This window comes from Sporosarcina koreensis (assembly GCF_042655825.1).
GTDB classification, from domain to species: domain Bacteria; phylum Bacillota; class Bacilli; order Bacillales_A; family Planococcaceae; genus Sporosarcina; species Sporosarcina koreensis.
In genome coordinates this window covers 291912-314132 of the sequence record NZ_JBHSNP010000027.1, presented here as the reverse complement: position 1 = coordinate 314132, position 22221 = coordinate 291912, and the positions used below count along the sequence as shown (strand labels likewise).

General features: G+C 45.5%; 16 protein-coding genes. 8 read left to right on the top strand and 8 right to left on the bottom strand.

The genetic code is table 11. The features are described 5' to 3' along the window. Positions 1 to 794: 794 nt before the first annotated feature. The 6 genes from ACFPTP_RS14130 to ACFPTP_RS14105 form a co-directional block, all read right to left on the bottom strand. On the bottom strand, positions 795 to 1082 hold the full coding sequence (locus ACFPTP_RS14130; RefSeq protein ID WP_381446047.1) for a carboxymuconolactone decarboxylase family protein: 288 nt from the start codon (positions 1080 to 1082) through the stop codon (positions 795 to 797). Further along, positions 1079 to 1201, bottom strand: a complete 123-nt coding sequence (locus ACFPTP_RS14125) for a hypothetical protein (RefSeq protein WP_381446045.1) — start codon at positions 1199 to 1201, stop codon at positions 1079 to 1081. The genes ACFPTP_RS14130 and ACFPTP_RS14125 overlap by 4 nt, the downstream gene beginning before the upstream one ends. Next, positions 1198 to 2832 (bottom strand): thiamine pyrophosphate-binding protein, encoded by a 1635-nt coding sequence (locus tag ACFPTP_RS14120; RefSeq protein ID WP_381446043.1) that lies wholly within the window; start codon positions 2830 to 2832, stop codon positions 1198 to 1200. The genes ACFPTP_RS14125 and ACFPTP_RS14120 overlap by 4 nt, the downstream gene beginning before the upstream one ends. Next, positions 2829 to 5081, bottom strand: coding sequence for an EAL domain-containing protein (locus ACFPTP_RS14115; RefSeq protein ID WP_381446041.1), 2253 nt, complete (start codon positions 5079 to 5081; stop codon positions 2829 to 2831). Before ACFPTP_RS14115 ends, ACFPTP_RS14120 begins: the two co-directional genes overlap by 4 nt. Positions 5082 to 5512: 431 nt before the next feature. Then, on the bottom strand, positions 5513 to 6643 hold the full coding sequence (locus tag ACFPTP_RS14110) for a M24 family metallopeptidase (protein ID WP_381446039.1): 1131 nt from the start codon (positions 6641 to 6643) through the stop codon (positions 5513 to 5515). A gap of 18 nt (positions 6644 to 6661) precedes the next feature. Further along, positions 6662 to 8059, bottom strand: a complete 1398-nt coding sequence (locus ACFPTP_RS14105) for a sodium:solute symporter family protein (RefSeq protein ID WP_381446036.1) — start codon at positions 8057 to 8059, stop codon at positions 6662 to 6664. Positions 8060 to 8203: 144 nt separating this feature from the next. Between ACFPTP_RS14105 and ACFPTP_RS14100 the strand changes: the two genes are divergently transcribed. Then, positions 8204 to 9076 (top strand): LysR family transcriptional regulator, encoded by an 873-nt coding sequence (locus ACFPTP_RS14100; protein ID WP_381446034.1) that lies wholly within the window; start codon positions 8204 to 8206, stop codon positions 9074 to 9076. Between the two features lie 227 nt (positions 9077 to 9303). On the opposite strand, the gene ACFPTP_RS14095 is transcribed toward ACFPTP_RS14100, so the two are convergent. Continuing rightward, positions 9304 to 11622, bottom strand: a complete 2319-nt coding sequence (locus ACFPTP_RS14095) for a glycerophosphodiester phosphodiesterase family protein (protein WP_381446032.1) — start codon at positions 11620 to 11622, stop codon at positions 9304 to 9306. Between the two features lie 400 nt (positions 11623 to 12022). Here ACFPTP_RS14095 and ACFPTP_RS14090 point away from each other — a divergent pair, with 400 nt between their 5' ends. The 4 genes from ACFPTP_RS14090 to ACFPTP_RS14075 all read left to right on the top strand — a co-directional run bounded on the left by ACFPTP_RS14090 (position 12023) and on the right by ACFPTP_RS14075 (position 16750). After that, on the top strand, positions 12023 to 13054 hold the full coding sequence (locus tag ACFPTP_RS14090; protein ID WP_381446030.1) for an ABC transporter substrate-binding protein: 1032 nt from the start codon (positions 12023 to 12025) through the stop codon (positions 13052 to 13054). Positions 13055 to 13070: 16 nt separating this feature from the next. Further along, positions 13071 to 14201, top strand: coding sequence for an ABC transporter ATP-binding protein (locus ACFPTP_RS14085; RefSeq protein WP_381446028.1), 1131 nt, complete (start codon positions 13071 to 13073; stop codon positions 14199 to 14201). After that, positions 14198 to 15901, top strand: coding sequence for an ABC transporter permease (locus ACFPTP_RS14080; RefSeq protein ID WP_381446026.1), 1704 nt, complete (start codon positions 14198 to 14200; stop codon positions 15899 to 15901). Before ACFPTP_RS14085 ends, ACFPTP_RS14080 begins: the two co-directional genes overlap by 4 nt. Positions 15902 to 15973: 72 nt before the next feature. Further along, positions 15974 to 16750 (top strand): HAD-IIA family hydrolase, encoded by a 777-nt coding sequence (locus tag ACFPTP_RS14075; RefSeq protein ID WP_381446024.1) that lies wholly within the window; start codon positions 15974 to 15976, stop codon positions 16748 to 16750. Here the strand turns inward: ACFPTP_RS14075 and ACFPTP_RS14070 are convergent. Then, the gene (locus ACFPTP_RS14070; protein ID WP_381446022.1) at positions 16745 to 17308 is read right to left on the bottom strand and encodes a glycerol-3-phosphate responsive antiterminator; all 564 of its coding nucleotides are present in this window, start codon (positions 17306 to 17308) and stop codon (positions 16745 to 16747) included. The two genes, ACFPTP_RS14075 and ACFPTP_RS14070, sit on opposite strands and share 6 nt — an antisense overlap. A gap of 169 nt (positions 17309 to 17477) precedes the next feature. Between ACFPTP_RS14070 and ACFPTP_RS14065 the strand changes: the two genes are divergently transcribed. The 3 genes from ACFPTP_RS14065 (at position 17478) to ACFPTP_RS14055 (ending at position 22207) form a co-directional block, all read left to right on the top strand. Further along, positions 17478 to 19115 carry a glycerol-3-phosphate dehydrogenase/oxidase gene (locus tag ACFPTP_RS14065; protein WP_381446020.1) on the top strand — a complete coding sequence of 546 codons (1638 nt, stop codon included), beginning with the start codon at positions 17478 to 17480 and terminating at the stop codon, positions 19113 to 19115. A gap of 498 nt (positions 19116 to 19613) precedes the next feature. Then, positions 19614 to 20996: an aspartate aminotransferase family protein gene (locus tag ACFPTP_RS14060; RefSeq protein WP_381446018.1), complete on the top strand. Its 1383-nt coding sequence runs from the start codon at positions 19614 to 19616 to the stop codon at positions 20994 to 20996. An 854-nt stretch (positions 20997 to 21850) separates the two neighbouring features. Beyond that, positions 21851 to 22207, top strand: coding sequence for a cupin domain-containing protein (locus tag ACFPTP_RS14055; protein ID WP_381446016.1), 357 nt, complete (start codon positions 21851 to 21853; stop codon positions 22205 to 22207). Positions 22208 to 22221 lie beyond the last annotated feature (14 nt).

Sequence of the window (22221 nt, the reverse complement as noted above, 5' to 3'; positions counted from 1 at the left end):
CCCTATTTCGTTTTTACATACATATTAAATAGGAGTGTTGTCCTAGTACTAAATTTTTTTAGATGAATAGTACAAAGTGACTGGAAAACAGTCTACGACCAGTAATTTTGGTATTTACATAAAAGTATTTAGTAGGCTCTTAATGGTATTCTTCTATCTTCATGAGTGTCTTTAAAAAGTGCGATGCTATGGCCACTGAAAGAAAACACTAAAATTCCGATTTCGTAATTAAATATTTGGGCATCATCCTGATAGCGCTTTTAAATTTTTTGTTTTCCTTAACGTAGAGAGAGTTTAGGTGTCTACGCCACGGACAGTAGAAGAGTACAACGATGCAGTGTGTACAAAAGCAACCCACCGCAACACTACCAAACCCGCTCGCAATGCAACGAACAGCACTCGCCTCGCAACACAACCAAACCTCGTCGCAACGTTACATACACCGCTCGCAAGACAACGAACACTGCTCGCAACACAATCAAACCTAATCGCAAGGCAACGAACACCACTCGCAATACAATCAAACCCGATCGCAAGGCAACGAACCCCGATCGTAACAAAACCAAACCCGCTCGTAAGGTAACAAACAAACCATCGCAACACAACCAAACCCGATCGCAAGGCAACGAACCCCACTCGCAACACAACCAAATCCGTTTGCAAACGTGGAAAGGGTGCCTGTGCAGCACATTATTCAGATAATATACTACAATTGCATGAGTGAAAATAAGGAAGCCAATCAAACCGAGATTTGGTTAGCTTCCTTCTGTATTTACATATGTGTTATTGAATTGTCATAAATGTGTGGTGCACATGGGCACATGCACTCTATCAATTATTTTCGTTGAACACTTCGCCGGCGATGGACATGGCTTGGACAGCTTTCGGGAATCCGACGTAGTCGGCGCAGTGGAAGTGATTTCTTTTTTCGAAAGTCCGCTATTCAAGGCTGCCTGCAAGTGGACTTTGAGCTGTCCGAAAGCCCCTTGTGTGATGAATGTTATCAGCGTGATAATTTCCCGTTGTGCAAGGGATAGTGTTTCCCGGGCATAGAGGTCTCCGAAGCCGAATGAGACAATCATGTTCCAGAAGTCGGGTGATATTTTTTGATTTCTTCCATGCCTGTGCGGACTTCTTGTGAAAAAAGCTCCTCCATGACATCTGTGCCAGCTTCGTAGCGTTTGTTGTTTTCCTTTTTCATTGTCTCCCCATCGTAGGTGGAATTTCGTTTTCGTCAACTAAAGCTTCGATGACGATTGGTTTGTTTGTATCTTTTATGAGTTGAAGAGCTTCTTCGATGCGGTAGCTCAATTCAAAAGGGGTCAGGCATGTAAAAGCCTGGGCGCCCATTGATTCTGCGAAAAGTTTGGCATCGAGCGGCGTTTCGTAAATGCCCCCGATGGATGTGCCGATCATTTTACGCATCCCTTTTTCCACCATATCCAATCGTCCGTTATTGACCACGATAAAGAGGACGGGCGCGTCATAGTTGTAGGCTGTCGACACTTCTGTGCCGTGCATGAACATGCAGCCATCCCCGACTAAGCAGACGATGGTTTTCTCTGGAGCAGCGAGTTGCGCACCGATGGCAAAGCCGATTCCGTTGCCCATCGCGCCGAAAATATCGTCGAAGTAGAACGTGCCTGGCTTATAAATGTCAAAGTGTTTTATTCCATAGAAAGAGTGGCTTCCGTCGTCCCCGAATATAATCGCGTCTTCCGGCAACGTGTTGCGCATTGCATGCAATACTTGGACCGCTGACATTCGTTCGCCTGGTACGTTCTCCTCAAGCGGCATCGGCTCCGAAGTTGATCGGAACGCTTCGCTGTTTGTTGCCGGCATTCCTTTAAGCATTGTCTTCAAGTTCGTTTTGATATCGCCAAGTACAGGTGTTGTTGGAACGTCGACCGACTTTCCGATGAAGGTCGGATTATAGTCGAAATGGATGACGTGCTCTGGATACATGGTTTCGGTTAAACCGGCGGTGGACATATCACTCAGACTGGAGCCGACGACCAATAAAAGATCCACTTTCTCCTGGAAAAATGCCATCGCTTCCGGCGTACCGCCGAGTCCGAACGCGCCTAACGAGAGCGAATGGTTTGACGGGAATGCGCCTTTGCCTCCTGGTGTGGTGACGACCGGAATTTCCCATAGCTCCGCAAGATGTTGCACTTCTTCATAGGCTTTGCTGGAATGAACGCCTTTCCCGATGAAAAGGAGTGGCCGGGTTGCTTCATTTAATTTATTGACCACATCCGTCAAATTCGGCGAAATCATTTCATATGGCGTCGGAAGGTCCAGAGTGAAGGGTTCGATTTCCTCCAATAACACATCAAATGGAATGGACAGATGTACAGGACCCCTTACTCCCGAAAGCGCTTGTTCGAGGGCGTGTTGCAAAAATGGCTTCAACATATCACCACGCTCGACCCGTGCGCTGAACTTTGTCACATGGCGGAACATGTTCGTCAAATCGGTGCCGAATGCGCTGGAGTCTTGTCCCAAAGACTTGCCGGTATCCTTCATGGAAGGGTGTCCCGTGATGATCAATAGCGGCAAATTCGAGGCCGCTGCCTGTCCGGCTGCCGTGATGAGATTTGTCCCGCCAGGCCCTGATGTACCGATTGCCACGCCGATTTTTCCATTCATTAAGGCGTAGCCGGCCGCCTCAAATCCGGCTGCCGCTTCGTGCTTGGTCAATACAAACTCGATTTCTTCCGTTAAAAGCTCAAAAAGAATAGGGGAGATCGCTTTTCCAGGAATACCGAAAATATGTTGGAGTCCCCAATGTTTAAAGTTCTTTGCTAACACAGAAGCTGCTATTCTCATTTTGTATTCTCTCTTTTCTCATTAGGATTACCGTTCAAATAGGATCTTTCAAGTTCATCTACCGGAAGGGGCTTGCTGAAATGGAACCCTTGGACTAAGTCGCACTGTTGATTGATCAGAAAATCGAGCTGTTCCTCCGTTTCAACCCCTTCAGCAATCACTTGCATCTGCAGGTTATGGGCGAGCGTGATGATCGCTTTCACGATATAGGCGCTTGGTTGGTCGTTGATGATTTCAAAGACGAATGATTTATCGATTTTAATGTAATCGATCGGAAAATTATTTAAATACGCGAGCGAGCTATACCCGGTCCCGAAGTCATCAATACTGATCCCGATCCCGATTTCTTTGAGCTTTTTCAACACTTTCAAGGAATACTCATATTCCATTGCCATATACTCAGTGATCTCGACGACAAGGTATTGCGAATCCAGCCCCGTTTTTTCAAGCGTATTTTCCATGTACGTGACGAGATCACTCGTCAGGAATTGTTGTGTGGATAGGTTGACGGATACTTTGAGCGGTGGGTACCCGGCATCTTGCCATCTTTTATTCTGGGCGCAAGCCTCTTTTATGACCCACTTGCCAATTGGGTTGATCAACCCGTTATCTTCAGCCAACTTGATGAATTTGTCGGGTGGCAGAAGACCGAGCGTCGGATGCTGCCAACGGATTAACGCTTCCACGCCGATGATTTTGCCGGTACGGGGATTGATCTGCGGTTGGTAATGAAGGACGAATTCCTCTTGCTCCACAGCCTTTCGCAAATCGGTCTCAAGCCTGTACTCATCCTTGGCCCCTTCTAAGAGATCTGATGTGTAGACGCTGTAACGGTTTTTCCCTTGATTCTTTGCCTCGTACATGGCATTATCTGCAAAAACCATCAGTTTTTCCATTGTAATCGGGTAGTCCGGATAGATGGCGATGCCTACGCTCGCCGTCGTATGCAATTCGTGATGTTCAATGTGGAATGGTTCGTCAAACGCTTGTAAAACTTCTTCGGCCTTCTTTGTGACATAGTCGGAGTCCTTAAAATCCTTCAGCAGAAAAATGAATTCATCTCCCCCGGTCCGGGCGAGTATATCATTTTCCCCAAGACATTCAGAAAGTCGTCCGCTTACTTTTTTCAGCAGCATATCTCCCGACGCGTGGCTGAAATTATCGTTTATTGCTTTGAACCTGTCCAGGTCGATGAAGAGAAGAGCCAAGGTCCGCTTGTGGCCGGTTTTGATTTCTTCGATAATCTTTTCGATTTCCTCATAAATGAATCTGCGGTTCGGAAGGTCTGTCAGGTCGTCGTGGTAAGCAAGATAATTATATTTTTCCTGCATGAAATGCCGATCCGATATGTCCCGGAACTGTCCGAAAGCGCCAATCATCTTGCCATCTTCATGGATCGGCTGCGCATCGAACAGGCAGACGACAGGTTTCCCATCCTGGTTGATGAATTGGATCTCCTCATCTATAAAGATTTTCTCTTGTTCCAGAACTTCTTTGAAATAGTCCCCGGTTATTGGAGATTCGCGAATATCTCTCCCAATTACCGCCTCTCTGCTCGTCTTCGAAAGTTGTTGGGCGAAATCGTTGAATTCAGTCGTAATGCCATTTTCATCTGTAAGGACAATGGCATTGTTTGTCCTGCTCAACATGATTTGATTCAGAATGTTGAGCTTTCGATTCTGTTTCCGCAATAGAAGCTCCCGTTCAATCGAATCAACCGCTTGTGAGAGCATCGTAAGGAAAAGTGGGTTCTCGAACTGAATGGGCATCATGATGGATATACTGCCAAGCAGGTTATTATCGTCTGTATAGCGGAATGCAGTTCCGTAGCAAGCGATCTCATGGAGGAATGTATGATAATGCTGCTTCCCGATAATGCTGATCGGATGCTTTTGTTGCAAAGCCAGACTGACGACATTCGTTCCCGTATCTTCACGGACGAACAAGCTGCCAAGCTGAATGCCGAATTGCTGAATTGTCTCCTTAATGTTTTCGTCACCTTCAATTTCCAGAAGATAACCGTTCGCATCCGAAACAACAACGAGAATCGGCGTACCTTTCAACGAATCCAACAATTTATTGGAAAAGTAACTAACAACTGATAAAATTTCACTATAGGAACCCCTCAACTCGGCGAGCTCCTGCACTGATAAAAACCGTTTTGGCCTGGAGACAACATACGGATCCATGCCAGCCTCCTCACAAAAACGATTCGACTCTACTATGTAAAAAGCGTCTTGATTCTTCATATGTCCCTCCGAATCTATCATTCAATGATGCAAGTACTTTACAACCAAGACGAAAGAAGCAATTTAACTACATGCTATAATTATAAAGTTCTTGGCAGAATAATACAACGCTTTAACACCTTTTTAGGTGCCTGTGCATCACGCTATTCAGTTTATTAACTACAATTGTATATTTGGAAAAGGTGAAGATGACAAACAAGGTGTTTGATTGATTTATGGATGTATTTTTATACTAATTATTGAATTGTCATAAATGTTTGATGCACAGGCACCGGCACAATTCAGTTTATTCACTACAATTGTATATTTGTGAAGTGAAAAGTCAGCCGTTTGAGCAAACGGCTGACTTTTCGTTGAATTTTTATAACTGAAGGTGAATTGTCATAAATGCACCTTGCACAGGCACCGCATTAAGGCACCGCATTAAGGCATTAAAAAACCAATTCCTCCAAAGAACTAGGATACTCGGTGATCAGCTCTGTACCTTCATTCGTTAAAATGACCGTGTCTGAATGCCTGAAGCCGCCGATGTCCGGGACGTAGATGCCTGGTTCAACGCAGAAGACCATGCCTTCTTTTAAAACTAATTCGTTGTCGAATCGGAGGGAAGGTTCTTCGTGCAGCCCGATTCCGATGCCATGTCCTGTCCGGTGGTTCATGTATTTTTCCAAGCCGGCGTCGGCGATGATGAGCCTTGCGATTTCATTGACATCACTAGCCCGCATGCCGACTTTGATTTGTTTCAGGACTTCGGCTTGGGCTTCAACGGCAATGTTGAACACCTTTGCCTGTTCACTCGTCGGTTCACCGATGAAGAATGTGCGTTCGCATTCCGCCCGGTATCCGTTGAAGCCGACTTGTCTGCTATGGATGATGATGTCGTTCGTCTCCAATGCCCTTGTATTAGAGAATACGTGAGGCATATTTGTCCTTTTCACGCCTGAAGGGGACATGACGAAAAAGTCTAGTGTTGAGTTTGGATGCTTTTTTGCGACTTCTTGGAACAGCGCTTTGTTCCCGAACTGATCCAATTCGATTTCGGTAATTCCTGCTTTCGCGTTTTCCAAGGAGTTTTTCAAGGCGATGCTGACGAGGCTGCCTGCTTCTCGGATGAGTTTCAGCTCTTCCTCGTCTTTTACAAATCTCATTTCCGCGATATGTTTATCCAAATTCACGAGAGTAAACCCTTTTTCAGTGAGCATATTTCCAAGGATGACGGGGAGTGATGAGAACTCGATGCCGATTCGTCCGTTTTCCGGGAAATGATCCAGCAGTTTACTAAAGTAATCCAGGTAGGATTCCCCTTCAAAAGAGCGCAGCTTCGTTTCATGGTAGACATACAGGTTTTCAATCGTCGTCTTGTCTTTCGCATGTTCTTCCTCCAAAGAAGGAATGATCAAATGGGTCGTTTCACTGTCGATTCCCAATACAATTGGACGAGAATAGGTGATGGCTTTTAATCCAGAAAAGTAGAATTGGTTTTCGAAGTTTAAAATGATTGCCGCGTCGATTCCCAACGTCGAAAAATCGGTTCGTAGCTTGTTGATCCTTTGATTAAACATCGAATCATCCTTTCCATATTAGTTTGTAGTTGGTTGTACGTTATTCCTTGAAGCAATTGTTACTATGATCAATGTTAGAATCGCGATCGGAATGGAAATCAAGGCACTATTGACGCCAAATGGATTGCCCATGAATTCCCAAGCCAACGTCGAGATGACTCCAAGTATCATTGAAGCAATTCCGGCTTGTTTCGTCACGCTTGGCCAAATGAACACTGCGAGTAATGCAGGAGTGATGCCTGCGCCATATACAGTGTAGGAGTACATTTGAATGGCCAATATGGAAGGGAAGAATGTCGTTAATAAAAAGGCGATAAGACCGAGTACGGGTATTAATATTTTCGTAAAGATTAATTTTTGTTTATCCGTCGCATTGCGATTGATGTATTTTCCGTAAATATCATACGTTACGTTTGTAGAAGCGGATAGCAGATAGGAATTCCCGGTCGTTACGATGAAGGCAGTCACTGCCGCGATCAACAAACCGCCGATGACTGTCGGGATGACTAATGTCGTCGCAATCAATGCCATTCCAGGATCGATGTCGGGAAAAATCGCCCTCGCACTGAATGCGATAATCGCTACAATTGGTGTCGATATGAGCATGCCGAAGATCCATCCAATTGTTCCAATCTTAGTTGTCCTGTCGCTTTTGGATGCGGAAATCCTTTGATACATATTTTGATCGCCAAGCAGAAGGAAGAGGACTGGGATATAGAAGCCCAAGAACTGCAATGGCGTCAGGCTGCCTAATAAATTCATGTGCTCGCTGGGAACTGCAGCGGTGATTTCATTCCAACCGCCCCCAACCGAAATGACTAATGGAACCGCAACAATGAGTCCGATTAAAATCAAGAATGCGCTGAACGCATCGGTAGGCGCAACAGACATTAATCCACCGATTGTTGCTAAAAAGATAATGATGACTGCCCCGATGATCGTTCCCGTTTCGACGGACACGCCCGTGGAAACATGCAAGATGAATCCGATCCCCTTGAACTGATACGATACGATTCCGACGTAAGCAAGAATGATAATGATTGCCGCAGCGATACTCGCAAATTTTCCGTACTTCACTTCCAGAATTTCAGAAATCGTATACTTTCCATAGTTTCTTATTTTGGAAGCAATCAGCATCAATACGATGATGCCGATTAACGATGGGAGTACATAACCGACGGCAGGCCACAGTCCATATGAAAATGCCAATGAGTTCGGTCCCCCGGTAACGGTTCCGCTTCCTACCCATGTTGCCAGCAACGTACCCATCAGGACGATCGGGCCAAGTGATTTGCCGGCTAATATAAAGTCATCACTCGTAGAAACTTTTTTGGAATAGAATATCCCCAAGATAATCATGAAAACGCCATACCCGATGACATACCATAACAAGTTCGGATTAAATTCGATGCCCATCCGTATTGCCCCCTTTTGTAGTCGTTTACATTTACTGTAAAGTTGAGCGACTATTCTTGAAAATCAGTATAAGTTATAATGATATATATTGCTAATTCGATTTTTATTATCTATTAATACGAAAAATGACTTAATGGAGGCTTTATGGAAATCCGTCAGTTTATGTATTTCATTGCGGTAGCAGAAGAATTGCATTTTGGAAAAGCGGCAAAGAAACTGGGGATGACGCAACCGCCGCTCAGTCAACAAATTATGAATCTAGAGGAAGCGCTGAATGTAAAGCTTTTTCATCGAACGAAGCGAAAAGTGTCTCTGACCGAGGCTGGCCAATATTTCTATCGTGAAGTGACGAAAATCCAAGAGAAATTGAATTCGGTTATTCAGAATGCCAAATTGATCGATAAAGGCATGCTGGGTATGTTGAAAATAGGATTTGGTCCGGATTATGGAACGTTGACGAAAATACTGAAAATCTATGAACAGGAGTATCCGAATGTCCAGATCCAATTAGAGCAAATGCCGACATCCGAGCAACTGATGGCATTGGATAAAAAGGAGATTCAGATCGGACTTCTCCCGGGGCCAATCGAAAGGAAAAACATTGAATCGAGGGTAGTGGCGGAATATCCATTCAAAGTGGTGCTCCCAGTTGATCATCCATTGGCGAAAGAGGGTGGCGGCATTGATTTGATTGACTTGAAGGAAGAGAATTTCATCATGACACCGCGTGAAATCGGCTCCGCCTATTACGATTCCATCATCAATATTTGCAACAAAGCCGGCTTCAGCCCGCGCATACGGAAAAAAACGCATGAACTGCAAACAGTTATCCCCCTCGTCTCGGCAAACATGGGGGTAGCGATTCTTCCGGAAATGCTAGGCTATTTCAAAAGGGAAGAAGTCGTTTTCTTGCCGATCAATAACTGTGATGTCACCTTGAAGAATTGCATTGCTTGGAATAAGGAAGCGAGATCGCCGTTGATTGACTTGTTTTTGGAGATAGTGGAGGGGATATGAGTGGGGGAAGCGCTCGTAAATTGGAGTCCGCGCTCGTAAATTCCGATTTGCGCTCGTAAATCGGAATCTGGGCTCGTAAAATTCGGTTTGCGCTCGTAAATCGGAATCCACGCTCATAAAGTCGATCCTCGCGCTCGTAAATCAGAATCCGCGCTCATAAATCCACCAATCCAAATTAAAAAAGAGGTGCTGGAATGCTATCAGCATTTTAGCACCTCTATAGTCACTTACTTCACAATCACTTCAATCGTCTCTCCAACAATATTCCACTCCGTTCCAAGCATCGTAAACGTATGTTTGACAAACACTTGGGCGGTTCCTGGTGAGACAGCTTCGATCGTGTTGCCGTTCAGCTTGACGACGCCATTGTCCTCAACGACGAAGAGTTCTGAGGCGATGTTCTCCTTTTTCGCTGTACGGTAATTGACGAATGCTTTTGCCTGTACTGTGGATGTTTTGCCTGGCTTCAGGTTGATTTTCTTGATCGGTGTTTCGAGTCTGATCGGTGAATCGGTCAGCCATTGCATGTAGTCGGTGATGGGTCCGACGAGTCCTTCGGCGAGTTTATCGCGGAATGGCTCTTCGCCGCGGAATGTCCAGTGCATCGTCAGCATGCCGCGTTGGCGCATATACGTGATGAATTCCTGGTACGTGCTTCCGTAGCTTGCATTCAATGTGACGTTATTCGAAGTTCCGTAGTCAATCATCTTTTGCGCATTTTTAATCTTTGCTTCCGTTGTTGCTGGAACTGCGGCGGAATATAGATAGCCGACAGGAATTTCAGGTTTCAGTTCAAAGGAATCGATCATGCTGCCGAGGTCGAAGCTTTGTAGGACGACTTGGTCGACCATTCCTTCTTCTTCGATTTCCCTGATCACCTGCTCCTCAATGCCCACGCCTTTCAATTCAACGAGAAGGATGACGTCTTTCCCTTTGAATTCCTGAAGGAACTCTTTGAATGTCGGCACTTTCTCACCCGCGAATTCTTCGCTGTATTTGATGCCTGCGTCGAGTTGACGGATTTCATCGAATGTCAGATCGCTGACTGCACCCGTTCCATTCGTCGTCCGGTTTACCGTCAGGTCATGCATGATGATGAGGTGGCCGTCTTTCGTCAATTGCAGATCCGTTTCGATTTGGTCTGCGCCAAGCTCGTAAGCGAGTCGGTACCCTGCCATTGTGTTTTCAGGGGCAAGGGACGGCACTCCGCGGTGGGCGGCGACAATCGGTCGTTTGACGATAGTGTTTTCAGGATATTTTCCAAGCGCTTCGATGGAAGCGGCAGGGTTATTCGTAATGATGCCATCTGCTCCTGTATGGATGAGCGCGTGCGCACTGCCTTCATCTTCCGCACCGATTCCCCATACGGCCACCATTCTTGTATGCAAGTAGTGGACATTTTCCGCATCAAGCAGTTTTTCCGGAATCAACGCAACTTTTGCATTGCTTGCATGGACGGTCCGGATTAATTCGTTAATGTCATGCTTGTTGAAGGAATTCTTCGTGTAGATGATCCCCCCTCTTGCAGTTGGCATCAGGTTTGTAATTGACTTCACGATGTCCGGATTGGACGAGACGATATGCACGTCAGTCGTCAGGGCAGCATCCAGACTGTCGATGATGGCTCCTTCAATGCCTTTCGTTTCGATGTGCAAGATAGGAATGCGCTTGTTTTGTACGTTGGCGAGCGCTTCAGTCAACGGCACACCATTCGTCACCAACTCACCCGCGCCATTCCGTTCAACTTTCAAGAGCACAGATGCCGTATTTGATGATTCCGCTGCAGACAAGGTTTGTCCAATCAGCGTAGGCGCGTTTATGATGTTCGTTTCAGGCTCTTGAGGTAGGAAAGCGCCCGCATTTTCAACTGGCGGCAATGCCTGTTCGAAAGATGAGACTTTCACATTATCGAACAGGACGGTGGATCCATTCGCTTGGAAACCGATGTCTCCGTTTAACAGACCGGATGCTTGATCGGTATTGATGACAAGCTTGTTATTGATGAACTGCTGGACACGATTATTGCTTGCGATAATCTTGATGCGGTAAGGCTTGTTGTACTCGAACTTTTCCGTGAAGAAAGTCGCTTCAGGCACGACCCATTTGTTCTGGGCATTCCGCTCTGCGAACTCGGCCCCGTTCAGCGCATTCGTGCCTCTCCGGATCGCGAATTGATAGTATGGGTAATCTCCCGATTGCACGCGGAACATCATCGATGCCCATCGAGTATCTTCGACAGCGGAAACGAACGTCATATCCGCCTCGAAAACGATATTTCCATTCTTGTCGGGGAGCGGTATAAGCACTCTTGCCGGTGAAGCTGATGAAGGCGAAGTCAACTTCAACGCTCCATTTTCAACGGATGCTTGGCCTTGAATGACGCTCCACCCTTCAGGCATCACGCCTTCCAACAGGTCAAAGTCCTCTTCGACGAGCACAGTCTGTTCCGCGCTCGCCATCTTGCCCGCGCCGAACAAATAGACGACACCCGCCATCAGCGCGACAACCCCAATGATGCCCCATTTCATGAATCTGTTGCTCTTCATCCCAATTCCTCCTTTCGAATTAGATCGCCAATCTAGCAACCTAGGCAGCAATCGGTTAGAAGTATACATGATTCATAATTATTTGAAAGTTAAAATATCCAAAACTAGCCAAAAACAATTCTTTTCTACTGGAAACCCTGCCCCATCTACTTCCTCCGTACTATTTTTCCTGCTAGGGTGACAGTCGCAAAACTGAAGTTAATGAATGAATTATGAAAATAGTGTTTATAAAAAATCTAAATACTATTGCAATTGCAAGAATCTACTGTATACTATGGGTAGTTGAATATAGGCAGAGACGATGAGATGAAAGCCTAAAAATGAAAGCCCTTTCTGGAAAAGGGGTTCATTTGGCGTTCCTCTCATTTTTATTGCCTAAAAAAATATTAGGGGGATTTTCATGAAAAGATTTGGTGGATTAGCAGCTAGCATCCTGTTGGCAACAGGATTGCTGGCCGGTTGTGCAGGGGGAGCTTCGGAAGGCGGAGGAGATGGCAAAGGGGGCAGGATCACTCTTTATTCACCGGAAACACCTGATTTCACGAAGGAATTGGCGCAGAAGTATGAGGAGCTGCATGGCGATAAAGTCGATGTGCACTACGCTGGGACGAATATCCTTGTCAATCAGATGATGGCCGAGAAGGATAACCCGAAAGCGGACGTCTGGTACGGCGGCGGAGGCATTCTTCCGTTTGAGGCTGCAGTGGATCGCGGAATCCTGGCGTCCTATATCCCGGATTTCGCCGCGGATTGGGATGTCGTGGAAAATGGCATTAAATTAAAGCACCAAGACGGCAAATATGTCGGTGTTGAACTTTTCGTTTTAGGATTTTCTTATAATACGGATTTAGTTTCTGAAGAAGAAGCGCCGAAAACATGGGCAGATCTGCTGGACCCGAAATGGGAAGGGAAAATTCAATTCCCGAACCCGGCAGCATCTGGTACAGCCACTCTAATGGTTATGGACCAAATGATGCAGCAAGGTGAAGACAAAGCATGGGAGTACTTCGAAAAGCTTGTAAAGCAGGCGAACTCGATTCCTGACTCCGGTTCAGCTCCAACAAAAGCTGTAGCGATGGGTGAAGCGCATATCGGTGTCGGGTTCGACTTCATGGCTTATGAGCAAAAAGCAAAAGGTGAAACTGTCGACTTTATCGTTCCTGATAAGACACCGGTACTCGTTAACCCTGCAACATTGATTGAAGGTGGACCGAATGCTGAAGGCGGTAAGAAGTTCATGGATTTCCTTCTTTCCAAGGAAGCCCAGCAAATCATGGCGGATTGGTACCACATTCCTATCAACCCGGACGTGGAGTCGAAAACACCTTTGACACTTGAAAAGGTGAAAGAACATGCCGTGGATCTGGATATTGATTGGGTGAATGACAACTACGACCGCGTTCGTAATGAATGGAAAGACAAATTTCAATAATTAAGGGTGAATATGTATGGGGTCAGTAAAAATTGAAAATATGACAAAGACATTTGGGGACTTTACTGCTCTTCACGACATTAACCTTGACATCAAGGAGGGCGAATTTTTCGCTCTTCTTGGTCCTTCGGGATGTGGGAAAACGACAACGATGAGATGTATCGCCGGATTTGAAAATCCTACGTCGGGATCCATTTACATAGGAGATCGTGAAGTGGAAAAGATTCCGGCAAACAGACGGAATTGCGGGATGGTCTTTCAGAGCTATGCTTTATTTCCACATATGAATGTGTTTGAAAACGTTGCCTACAGCTTGAACATCAAGCAATTGAATGCAAGCAACCCGGCTAAACAGTTGGGGATCTATGCGCGTCTGTTGACGAAGCGATTCGGAAAATATCCGGTCGATCTGAAAAATAAAGTGATGGAAATATTGAAGTATGTTGAATTGGAACATCTTGCGGAACGGTTGACGAGCGAATTATCAGGCGGACAGCAGCAGCGTGTGGCCCTGGCAAGAGCATTGGTCATGGAGCCAGCGGTACTGCTTATGGATGAACCTTTGTCCAACTTGGACCAGAAATTGCGGCATTCGATGCGGAACACGATCCGGACGATTCAACAGGATTTGGGTATTACGACGATTTTCGTCACGCATGACCAAGAAGAGGCGATGAGCATGGCGGACCGTGTCGCGGTCATGGATAAAGGCCATATCGTCCAAATCGGAACGCCGACAGACTTATACAGTAATCCATCGACGCCGTTCATCGCGAATTTCGTAGGAACTTCAAACATCTTGAAAGGCGATGTCCAAGGCGAAGAGAATGGACTGACTGTCGTCAAAGGGGAAGGGTTTTTACTTCGTTCATCAAACAAGGCGAAGAAAAAGGAAGTGGATGTCATCATCCGTCCGGAGCATGTAAAAGTGGAGGCGGCGGACAGCGCAATCGATCATACGAAGACGAATGTAATAGAAGGAACTGTTATCATGTCCACCTATTTAGGGTCGATTGTCAGGTACGACGTCCAAGTCGGATCCTATCAATTGATTGTCGATACAACGTATTCCTCAGGCGCCAATATTTTTGAGGAAGGGAAGAAAGTCAAGTTAACTGTGGATCACGAGAGGGTGCTGTTAATATGAACCGTCTTAAAAACAGCTTCAATGGATTAACGGTCGTAAAAGTACTCATTTATGTATTCTTCGGCTTGTTCATGTTACTGCCGCTTCTCTCTGTTTTCGTTGTCAGCTTTACCGGTGAACCGACAAATCTATTGGGTTCTTTGACGGATCCGGGGATTTTCAATTCAACGGTTGAAAAGTTCAAGAATATCTCGTTGGACAATTATAAGAGGATCTTCTCGGGGAAAGGTTATTTCTCTGCACTGAAAAACAGCCTTATGTTGGCGTTTACCGTTACCATCATCATTATCCTCGTTTGTATTCCCCTTGCTTATGGGATTGCAAGGACGAAAATGCCTTTTAAAAAGACGATATCCGCATTATGCATGATTCCTTTGATTGTCCCGACGTTCATTTCTGCATATGCGTTTATCATCATGTTCGGACGGGCTGGATGGGTGACGCAAATCTATAACATGCTAGGCGGGGAAGGCATGCTGTTGAACCCCTATTCGATGGCGGGGGTTGTTGCCGTGCAAGTTTTCTTCTTCTTCCCTTATGCATTATGGCCGTTAGTGGCGGCGTTCAAAGTGAGTGATATCAGTTTGGAAGAAGCCTCTCAAAATCTTGGGGCGAAAAACTGGTTCACCTTCATCTTTGTGACGTTTCCGCTTGCATTACCGGGCGTCATCTCGAGCGCATTGCTCATCTTTACGGTGAGCTTCTCGGATTTCGGAAGTCCGATTGTCCTTGCGCCAAAAGAATTGAACTTGCTCGTCGTTGAAGCGTATCGGGAAATCTCCGGATTCTTCAACTGGGGCGGGGCGGCTATCCTGACAGTTGTCATGGTCATTGTGGCGGCATTCTTCTTCTACCTCCAACATTTGTATACGAAAGGGAAGAACTATGGCTCCGTTTCCGGAAAGCCGAAGCAACAGAAATTGATTGAGAATAAATTATTGACGCGCGTACTATCCGGCTATTCCCTCTTTGTCGTATTGGTCCCGCTATTGGCGATGCTTTCAGTGGCTCTTCAATCCGTTGCAACGACATGGGGGAAGGATTTATTGCCGAGCGGTTATACATTGAAACACTATAAAACGATCTTTTCAACGTCGATGGGCAATATCCAGAACAGCATTATGCTTGCGACGGGCGCATTGGTGTTAAGTGTTATCGTCGCCACGTTTGTATCATACTTTGTCGTCAGACAGAACTCGGCGAAGCTGGATTTCATCGCTTCCATTCCGTTAGTCGTGCCGGGCATCGCTTTCGGGATTGCGCTGATCCAGACGTTCAATACGGCGCCTCTGCAATTGACGGGGACTGCTGTGTTGTTGATCATCGCTTATACGATTCGACGGCTTCCTTATATGGTCCGTTCAACTATGGGATCCATGCGGGCAATCAAACAGGATATCGAAGAAGCAGCGGTGAACCTGGGGGCTACCCCGCTGACCGCGGCAATTACTATCGTAGGACCGTTAATGTTGCCGGGAATTGCAGCCGGATCCGTACTTGTTTTCATTACGGTCATTAAAGAGGCAAGTGTTTCAATCTTGCTTGCACCGCCTGAATGGGCACCGATGAGTTTGGCGATCTTCCAAAACATCCTTCGGGCGGAGTATTATTCAGCGGCAGCGATGTCTGTTATCTTAGTTGCTTTGGTTCTGATCTTACAGGCTGTAGCCAATCTGATCGGGAAAAAACAACGGCTTTGATTGGAACAATTGAAGGGCAAGTGCGAGCTTGTAGACAAATCATGTTTTAGGCATAAATGACTTGGAGTGAGGATGTTGAAAGGGTTTATCTTTGATCTGGACGGAACGATTTATCTGGACGACCATATTATCGATGGGGCGCCGGAAGTGATAAAAGCGTTGAAAGCGCGCGGGGATAAAGTGGTGTTCCTCACGAATAAATCGATAGCGAGTCGTAAAGAGTACGTCGAGAAGTTGAATCATATGGGGATTGCAGTTGAACTTGGCGAGGTCATTAATTCGAATTATATAACTGCTCATTATTTGAAAACGGTCATGAAAGCTAAGGATTCAGTATACGTGATTGGTGAAGAACCTTTATTCGAAGAACTGGCCAATGAAGATATAAAGCTGGCGGACATTCCCGCCAGCGCATCTCATGTCGTATTAGGTTGGGATCGGCAATTCACGTATGACAAACTGAATGATGCCTTCCAAGCCTGGCGGAATGGGGCCGAAATCATTGCGACCAACCCGGATCGGACGTGTCCGGTCAAGGATGGGGAAATTCCGGATTGCGGAGCGATGATCGGGGCGCTTGAAGGCGCGACGGGCGAGCCGGTGAAGATGATCACTGGTAAGCCTTCGTCGTTGATGGCCAAATACGTTTTGGATAATGTGTTGGGCATGGAAGCCGATCAATGCTTTATGGTAGGGGATCGATTGGAAACGGATATTAAAATGGCGAACGACGCCGGCATCCATTCCGTCCTTGTCCTGTCCGGCATTACGACGGAGGAAATGGTAGCAGGTTCCGAGCATCTACCCGAACTCATATTGAATAGCGTCAAGGATCTTATCACATTATAAGTCGAAATTCCACATGGATGGATCGCCTGAAGAGACGGCTAAGGCGCCTGCTTCAAGTGCTGCATGGACCTCTGAAATATCAGAGATAAGCCCTCCGGCAATGATCGGGTAATCAAGCTCCCGTGATAGCTGGTCGATGATTTTAGGGATGATGCCAGGCAGGATCTCTACAGCATCCGGCTTGCAGGATTTAACCATCTCGATCCCTTTATTAATTGCAGCCCAATCCAGCAGGAAAATCCGCTGAATCGTTTGTAAGCCAACTTCATTGGCCATTTTGACAATATGGCTTTTCGTTGTGATGATACCTGTCGGATTCCAGTATTCGGCGACGTAGTTGAGCGCATTTTTGGAATTGGAAAGCCCGTCTATAAAGTCGAGATGGAGAAATACATGCTTGTCGGCCGCGCGCAACTGTTGAATATAGTCCGCAATGGTCATAAGATTCCCGGTGAGAAGAAAGACGATGTTGGAATTGGAAGTAAGAGCGTGTTGTAAGTCCTCCTCACTTTTTACGGAGGCAATCATTTGGGATTCGACCATGTCAACTAGACTCAAGTTTATTCATCCTTTCAAAAATAAAAAATATACTATTATAATACCATAGCCTATAGCAAGTAAAAGGAAAATTTAATAAGGTCGGAGATTATGAGAGAAGGCCATTACAATCCCTGCATGGAGCAGGGCTATTGTAATGGCCTTTTTCAATGATAGGAGCGTTTTACAGATGAAATCATTTTCATTTACCGGAAGACGGGAACTGCTCGGCAGGATTGAAAACGAGCAATATGATGTCATTATTATCGGCGGCGGAATAACCGGAACGGGCATCGCCCTTGACTGTGTGACGAGAGGATTGAAAACCCTTCTGATCGAAATGCAGGATTTTGCTGCAGGGACGTCAAGCCGGTCCACGAAGCTAGTCCACGGGGGATTGCGCTATTTGAAGCAATTTGAAGTCGGCATGGTTGCGGAAGTCGGGAAGGAAAGGGAAGTCGTCTATCGGAATGCCCCTCATGTCACGCACCCGGAATGGATGCTTTTGCCGATTTACCGCGAAGGGACGTTTGGCAAGTATTCCACGTCGCTAGGGCTGAAAGTGTATGACTTCCTGGCAGGCGTGAAGAAGAAAGAGCGACGTAGAATGTTGTCGGTGCAAGAAGCGTTACGAAAGGAGCCTTTATTAAATAGGAAAGGATTGCTTGGCGCAGGATATTATGTGGAATATCGGACGGACGATGCAAGATTGACAATTGAAGTGGCGAAAAGTGCTTTTGAGAATGGGGCGGATCTGCTTAATTATGCGAAGGCGGAAACGTTCACGTATGATGCGGACGGAAAGGTGTCGGGATTGTATGTGAAAGAGTTGTTCAGCGGCGAACGATATCTTGTGCGTGGGGGTAAGATCATAAACGCAACGGGTCCGTGGGTTGAAGATGTCATCGGGATGGATAGGAGTATCGAAGGGAAGAGTTTGTTCCATTCGAAAGGCGTCCATATCGTCATCGACGGTGGCAAGTTCCCGTTGCATCAGGCTGTCTATTTCGACACGCCGGACGGCCGGATGGTTTTTGCCATCCCGCGTAACGGCAAAACGTATGTCGGCACAACAGATACCGAGTATCACAGCGATTTGCTCCATCCCGAAATAACGGAAGAGGATAAGCAATACTTATTGGCGAGCATCGCATTCATGTTCCCGGAAGTGCAGCTGGGGTTGGATGACATCGAATCCTCCTGGGCAGGAGTCCGTCCGCTCATCCGGCAGGAAGGGAAAGGGCCGTCCGAAATTTCGAGGAAAGACGAGATTTGGACGTCGGACACTGGGTTGATTACAATCGCCGGGGGGAAATTGACGGGATACCGGAAAATGGCGGAGACGGTGACGGATATGGTTTGCGAACAGCTTGGAAAGCAAAGTGCAAAATCTGTAACGAAGCGTTTGAAGTTATCGGGCGGGGATTTCGGGCAGCCTGAAGATTATAAGCGTTTCATACATGAAAGGGCCGAAGACATTGCGAAGATGGGGGTGTCATTAGTTGATGCCAGGAGCATCCTTGCGACGTATGGGACCAATGCGGATTCTGTCATTCGATACGCAGACCAAGTGCTGGATGAAACTGATTTGCCGCTTTCCATCAAACTGACCCTTCACTACGCGATCAATGAGGAAATGGCCCTCACCCCTGCCGACTACTTCATACGACGGACAGGTGCGGTCTTGTTCGACATCGATTGGGTGAATAAATGGAAACACGAAGTCGTCGAATACATGGCCGGCCTCATGGGCTGGTCGCCTGAAGAAAAAGAAAAGCATTGGGGCGAATTGGAAGCTAGGATTTGGGAGGCTGTGGAGAGTAAATAAAATGGGTGCCTGTGCAGGACACTATTCAGTTTATTAACTACAATTGTATATTGTTGAAACGGAAAGTCAGCCGTCTAGCTAAATGGCTGGCTTTTTTTGGATATTTATGTTGCAAGGTGAATTGTCATAAATGTGTGGTGCACAGGCACCGACACAATTCAGATTATTAGCTACAATTGTATATTTGGAAATTTGAAAGCCAATTAATCAGTAGATTAATTGGCTTTTGAATGTATTTTTATTCCCATTTTCGAATTACCATAATTGTATCTTGCACAGGCACTGACACAACGTAACGAAATGAAATTGAAGTGCAACACAAAGAAATTGGAGAGAAAAGAAATAAAAATTGCATGTAACATAAAAAAAATCTTTCGCAACACAAAGAAACTAGCTGGCATAAGTGCTATTTGCATGATTGAAGTATCGATATATACTTACAAAAAATATTTCATATTGTATAGAAGTGAAATAAAAAATTCATAAGAGGTGGAAAGAATGACGCAAAGTAGAGTAGTGTCGGGAATCGAAGAGTATCGTAAAAAAACACCTGCTTCCTTTGAGTTTTCAAAGGTGTCCCGCAACGTCATGCCGGGAGGAGTCACTGCCAACATCAAGTTTTTCGAGCCTTACCCTGTGATTATGAAGAAGGGGAAAGGTGCATATTTGACGGACTTGGACGGGAATGAATATGTCGATTACCTCCTTTCTTACGGGGCATTGATGACCGGACACGGCCATCCAAAGGTGATGGAAGCCATTCGGAATCAAATGGAGGAAGAAGGAACCCTGCTATTTGGAACGCCACACCACTTGGAAGTGGAAATGGGTAAGAAAATCCAACAACTGTATCCTGGGATGGAAAGATTGCGTTATACAAATTCAGGAACGGAAGCGACATTGCTATCGATCAGGATGGCTTACGCATTCACGGAAAAATATAAGATTGCAAAATTTGAAGGCCATTACCACGGTGGCTATAATCAAGTGCTTCTCAGTGTCAATCCGCCATTGAATGAGGCCGGCCCTGCAAAAAATCCGAACTCGATTGTGGAATCGAAAGGCGTTGAACCATACAACATTGAACATACAATCATTTTGCCGTTTAACGATTTGGAAGCAACTACCGAAATTTTAACGAAACATAAAGATGAAATCGCAGCCGTCATTCTTGAGCCTGTTCAAGGAGGATTTATTCCAGCTGAACAGGATTTCATGGAAGGTCTACGGGCAGTGACGAAAAAGTTAGGAATTCTACTCATTTTCGATGAAGTGAAGACGGGCTTCCGCCTTGGTTTGGGTGGAGCGCAAAAAGTTTACGGCGTTACGCCTGATATCACAGCGTTGGGGAAAGTCGTGGGTGGAGGATTCCCAGTAGGCATCGTCGGGGGCAGCAAGGAAATCATGGACATTAGTGCACCGACCGCAGCGTCGGATGTATTTGATAATAGTCAAAGCAAACGTTCAGGTGCAAAAGATGTACTGTTCCACAGTGGAACATACAATGGGCATCCGACGATTCTTGCCGCTGGATTGGCGACAATCGAAGTTCTGGAGCAAGAAATCGACAACGTTTTTGAAACGGCCAATCAATTAAAGTCGGGTATTCGCGAATTGTTCCTTCAAAAAGGGATCAATGTCCAAACAATAGGCATGGGCTCCATTTTCAATTTCATCATCACGGAAAAAGAAAAAATTCAGAGCTACCGCGATTTGCAGGAATCCGAATTTGGCTTAAGGAAAGACATTGATTATCATTTGTTGGCACGCGGCATATACAATAAACCACTCAACCGTTACAGCCTAGCAACTGTCCATGGCGAAAAAGAAGTGGATCGAACATTGAATGCCCTCAAAAAGACGCTTAACTCACTATTTTAAGCGGGTGCCTGTGCAACACGCAATTCAGTTTATTAACTACAATTGCATATTGTTGAAACGAAAAGTCAGCCATTTAGATGAATGGCTGACTTTTCTTTGGATATTTATGCTTTGAGTTGAATTGTCATAAATGTTTGGTGCATAGGCACCGACACAATTTGTATAGTTCACTCAGCTAGTTGACTGACTAATCTATAAGGCTCATGCTCATTTGTTTAATAATTCTATATTACCATATCTGATATGTAACGAAAATTAAATATATAGTGGATTTTAATATTAAGGTGAATTGATGGAGTAAAATGCGTTTTATGTGTGACTTTTTATGTGTTTTCCAATGGAGTCGTAATTCCTTGGAGAGCGATGAATGAATTGATTCAGGAGTCAATAAATAGAAAGGATGAGCCTATGAATCGAAAAACTAAAAGCCACTGTTATTGGTAGTGCGATATCGACTTTTTTACAGAAACCGACCGATTTCATTCTCCGGGTGAGACTATAATAGGGAATGAATTTTATCAATTTCACTGAGGGAAGGCGGCCAATCATGAGCTGGGGCACAAACGGGTATGCCAAGGGGGACAGAAGTAGATCGGTTTTTAAAAATGAATAACGGATTATCGAAATGAAGTGCGAAGGGGTTCGCGCTTCATTTTTTATGGTTTTAGCATTACTGACCTTCAGTAAGTAGTTAAAAATTATATTAAAAAAACAATCGTAATAGTTAGAATACCATTGAAATTTGATTATTCTTGTGTTAAATTTATGTTCAGATATTGGAATGCTATTCCATCCAGTGGAATGGCAGATATGAAAGCGCTTTAATAAGATGATGATTGAAAGGTGTGTTGGTAATGGTTTATTGGAGAAATGTAAATGATGTCGAGGCTTATTCGCCGCCAGCCCATGGAGGGACATTTAATCGCAGGTTGGTTGGGCCATCTGACGGAATTGAGCATATGGAAGTGATTATCGGGGAGATGGAGCCCGGGGGAGATGCAGATCCACATTTCCATGAGGATCTTGAGCAAGTGATGTATATTCTGACAGGCGAAATGTACGTGAAAATTGAAGGGGAAGAGGCAGTGTTAGGAGAGGGAGACGTTGTCATCATTCCTAAGAAGGCGATGCATGAAGTGAAAAATGTGGGTTCCACTAATCTGCGTTTTGTTCTTATGTACTCTCCGCCAAAAGTGGCAATGGAATCATAATCTTATTAAATGGG